The organism is Pseudomonas sp. PS02290, assembly GCF_029960075.1.
Taxonomy (GTDB): domain Bacteria; phylum Pseudomonadota; class Gammaproteobacteria; order Pseudomonadales; family Pseudomonadaceae; genus Aquipseudomonas.
Map to the genome: position 1 here is coordinate 1 of NZ_JASCOY010000187.1, position 4,170 is coordinate 4,170.

Here is a 4,170-nt window from a genome sequence, read left to right on the forward strand (position 1 = left end):
CCATCGGCCCGACGCGCAAGACGCGTCGAATCCGAGCGATTTATCGCCACCGGAACAAGAGAGCAATCATGGGCGCACAGTGGAAGGTCAAACACAAAGAAGCGGCAGCCAACGCCAAGGGGCGTATTTTCGGCAAGCTGTCCAAAGAGATCATGATTGCCGCACGCTCCGGCGCTGACCCCGACATGAACGCGCGCCTGCGTCTGGTGGTCGAGCAGGCCAAGAAAGCCTCGATGCCGCGCGAAACGCTGGAGCGTGCCATCAAGAAAGGCGCCGGTTTGCTCGGCGAGCACGTTCACTTCGAGAAACTCACCTACGAAGGCTTCGCGCCGCACAAAGTGCCGGTCATCGTTGAATGCCTGACTGACAACATCAACCGCACCGTCTCGGAAATCCGCGTGCTGTTCCGCAAGGGACAACTGGGTGCCGAGGGTTCGATTACCTGGGATTTCGATCACCTGGGGATGATCGATGCGGTTGCTGCATCACCCGAAGCGGACGCCGAGGAAGCCGCCATCGAAGCCGGCGCTCAGGATGTTGAACAAGGCGAAGAGGGCGTTGCGACGTTTTACACCGACACCACCGACCTCGACGCCGTGTGCAAGGCGCTGCCCGAGTTCGGCTTCACCGTTGAATCCGCCAAGATCGGCTACCGCCCGAAAAACCCGGTTGAAGGCCTGAGCGACGAGCAGATGGCCGAAGTGGAAGCCTTCCTCGAAGCGATCGACAGCCACGATGACGTGCAAAACGTGTACGTCGGCTTGGCCGGATAAGGCTACCGGGCCAATTATCTGAATCGGTCGTTGTAGGAGCGGCTTCAGCCGGGAAGGCGTCGATGGGCACACTGCGAAATCGAGGGTGTCCACGCTGGCCTCTTCCCGGCTGAAGCCGGTCCCACAGGTTGCGCGGCGTGCTGTGGATTGGGTCCTACTGATTAAACTGCTGCTCGATCTCCGCAAAGCCGGGCCGCTGCATCACGTCCGCCTGCACGCAACGCCGCTCCAGCTCCCGCAACCCGGCAACCTGCGAATCGTTATCCCCGCAGCAGTCCAGCAGTTCCCCCAGCAATAGCCCGAACGCGCGCACTTCAACGCGCTCCAGCCTGCGTCCCGTTTCTTCATCCGGGTAAAACGCCGCTGCGCCGAAATCCCCCAGCAGGCTGTCCCCACTTTCGTTCCAGAGGATGTTGTGGCCGTACAGGTCACCGTGGTTGATCCCATGCCCGTGCAAATGTGCGCACGCCGCTGCGATCCCGGCGGCCATACGCTTCACGATCGACAGAGTCAGCCGGGTGTCGACGTACGTGTCCCGCGTGCAGGATTCAAGGGTCGGCGGACGCGCAAGGGTCACGAAAGAAGGCGAAATCAGCTCCATCACCAGACCGCGAGCGCCCTGCGGGTGGTCCAGAATCTGCCCGAGCACCGGAATCAGATGAGCATGACGACCCGCCGCAATGCACGCCTGCATCTCGTTCAACGGCGAACCGTCGCTGGTGACATCGCCCTTGTACAGCTTCACCGCGACGTCCAGCGCCGTCGCGTCCTGGTCCGGGCGCCACTGGGCCTGTTGAATCACCCCGGACGCGCCTTCGCCCAGCACCTGTTGCAGCGTCAGTTGCGGCCACGGGATCTGCCGGATCGGCGCTTCGGTGTGGATGTCGTTCAACGGATTGCCGGCAAACGCCAGCCAGGCCAGCGCAGGCATCTCCAGCAGCCAGCGCGGCAGTTCATGGAAATCGTTGACCGCGATCCGCACCAGTTCCAGGCGCTGACAGCGGGCCAGTGATTCCGGCAATTGCCGCAGCCGGTTGCCCGCGAGCATCAGCTTCTGCAGGTGCGCACAGTCGCCGATGGCTTCAGGCAGGGTTTCGATACGGTTGTCGGTCAGCACCAGAGAGCGCAGCGAAGGCGGCAGCGCGTTGGCGGGGACATCGGCGATCTCGCAGGCCTTGAAGCCGACGAAGAACAGCTGCTCGCACTGGCCCAGGCATTCTGGCAGGCGGGTAAAGGGATTATTCGAACAGAACAGGATTTTCAGGCGCTTGAGCCGGTGCAGGTCGGCGGGCAGGTCAGTCAGCCGATTGCCGCTGAGGTCCAGCACCTCCAGCGAATCGGCGAGGCTGAAAATCTCCTCGGGAAATTCACTGAGGTCGGCACTGAGATTGAGCCGCGTGATGCCTGCCAGTTTGCCGGCACGCAGGTCTGCAAGGGTGTGCATGGGGGGAAGGGCGCCTGTGATCAATGGGCGGCCATAATAACCAGTCAACCCGGCCGCTGCTCGTTTGCTACGAGCGCGACGGGTGAGGGATCAATTCAGGCAGCGGTCCAGCAATTGATGCATGCGCTCAAGGGACGGCGCCGATTCGGCGTACAAGATGCGGTAGACCATGGGCGCGACGACGGCATCGACCAGTTCGTCCGCGGAAGGACTCTGTTCACCGCGTTCCCGGGCGCGGTCGATGATGATCTGCAGTTGATCGCGAACCATGTTCAGGCACTTGCCCGAGCACAGGGTCGCGCTGCTGGCGACCACGTCGCGCATCATTTCGCGGCCCGGCGCCGAGTTGGTTTCTTCGAGATAGACCTCGACCCACGTGCGCAGGTCATCGCGCAGATTGCCGCAATCCACCGGTTCGTCCGGGCGCAGACGCTCGACAGCGGCGTCTGCCAGCAGTGAAGTCAGGTCGCCCCAGCGGCGGTAAATGGTGGACGGTGTGACACCCGCGCGGGCCGCAATCATGGGCACGCTGAGGGCCGAACGCTCCTGCTCCTGGAGCAGATCGCGGACCGCCGCGTGAATCGATGTCTGCACCCGGGCACTGCGGCCGCCGGTGCGAATGCCTTCTTTGATAGCCATGGTGCGGACCCTAACACAAAGTATTTGCTTTAAGCAGACGCTGCTCGCACACTACTAAAGCTAATTAATAGCTTTTGTGGCGTGCTTTTTCGGGAGAGTGTACTCGTGTCTGATTCTTTGCAGAACCCGCAAGTCGATGGTCGGGGGCGGAGCCACCTGGTATTTCTGGCTTTCGTGCTGCTGTGTTTCTTCGCCGCGTCCAGTGCGCCTACGCCGCTTTACCACCTCTATCAACAGGCGTGGGGCTTCTCCTCGGCGCTGTTGACGGTAATTTTTGCCGTCTACGCCTTGAGCCTGCTGGCGACGCTGCTGGTGTTCGGCTCGCTGTCGGATTACCTCGGCCGTCGCCCGGTTATTTTTATCGGGCTGCTGCTGGAGATCATGGCAATGCTGCTGTTCATCGCCGCCACCGACGTCAGCTGGCTGATCGTTGCGCGGGTGCTGCAAGGCGTGGCGACGGGCATCGCCACCAGCGCGTTAGGTGCCGCGATGCTCGACAATGACGCGCAGCAGGGCCCGCTGCTCAACAGCATCACGCCGATGTTCGGCATGGCACTGGGCGCCCTTGGCACCAGTGCGCTGGTGGAATACGCGCCGCTGCCCATGGGCCTCGCCTATGGTTTGCTTCTGGCGGCGTTCGTCGGTCAGGCGGTGTATCTGTTGTGGATCGCTGAAACAGTGACGCCGCAACCGGGCGTGCTGAAAACCCTGCGGCCGCGGCTCGCTGTACCTGCGCAGGCGAGGGGGACGCTGTTGCTGGTGCTGCCCGCGGACATCGCCGCCTGGGCGCTGGGCGGGTTTTTCCTGTCGCTCGCGCCGTCGCTGCTGACTGCCGCGACCGGTTCGACCTCGGTACTCAACGGCGGCTTTGCCGTGGCAGCGCTGACCATCAGTGGCGCGATTTCGATCCATAACCTGCGCCTGCGCGCGCCCAGGCTGGCATTGCTGGTGGGCTGCAGTTTTCTGGCGATTGGGGTTTCAGTGATTCTGGCGGCGGTGAACCTGGGCTGGCTGTGGCTGTTCTTCACCGGCGCCGTGGTGGCGGGGATTGGTTTCGGGGCGAGTTTCCTCGGCGCCCTGCGGCTGTTGCTGCCATTGGCCCACGCCCACGAGCGGGGTGCGCTGATGGCGGCCTTTCTGGCCTTGAGTTATCTGGCGTTCTGCATTCCGGCGTTGCTGGCCGGCGTGTCGATCAAAACGGCGGGGCTGGTGACCACCACCAATGTCTATGGCGGGGTGGTGGTCTTGCTGGCGGTGTCGGCGCTGGCCGGTCTGCGGCTTGAGCGCGCCGGCCGCGCCAGGGCGGCGTAGGGT

Annotated in this window: 4 protein-coding genes; 2 read left to right on the forward strand and 2 right to left on the reverse strand. The window is 63.1% G+C overall.

Going from position 1 to position 4,170, the window contains the following annotated elements; genetic code table 11:
- Positions 1-68: 68 nt before the first annotated feature.
- Positions 69-773 carry a YebC/PmpR family DNA-binding transcriptional regulator gene (locus tag QMX88_RS28935; protein ID WP_192173927.1) on the forward strand — a complete coding sequence of 235 codons (705 nt, stop codon included), beginning with the start codon at positions 69-71 and terminating at the stop codon, positions 771-773.
- 154 nt (positions 774-927) lie between these two features.
- Here QMX88_RS28935 and QMX88_RS28940 read toward each other — a convergent pair whose 3' ends face one another.
- Together QMX88_RS28940 and QMX88_RS28945 are read right to left on the reverse strand one after the other, a co-directional pair.
- Positions 928-2,217 (reverse strand): leucine-rich repeat-containing protein kinase family protein, encoded by a 1,290-nt coding sequence (locus QMX88_RS28940; protein ID WP_282373668.1) that lies wholly within the window; start codon positions 2,215-2,217, stop codon positions 928-930.
- Between the two features lie 90 nt (positions 2,218-2,307).
- The gene (locus tag QMX88_RS28945) at positions 2,308-2,856 is read right to left on the reverse strand and encodes a TetR/AcrR family transcriptional regulator (RefSeq protein WP_282373669.1); all 549 of its coding nucleotides are present in this window, start codon (positions 2,854-2,856) and stop codon (positions 2,308-2,310) included.
- 105 nt (positions 2,857-2,961) lie between these two features.
- Here QMX88_RS28945 and QMX88_RS28950 point away from each other — a divergent pair, with 105 nt between their 5' ends.
- Positions 2,962-4,167, forward strand: a complete 1,206-nt coding sequence (locus tag QMX88_RS28950; protein WP_282373671.1) for an MFS transporter — start codon at positions 2,962-2,964, stop codon at positions 4,165-4,167.
- Positions 4,168-4,170 lie beyond the last annotated feature (3 nt).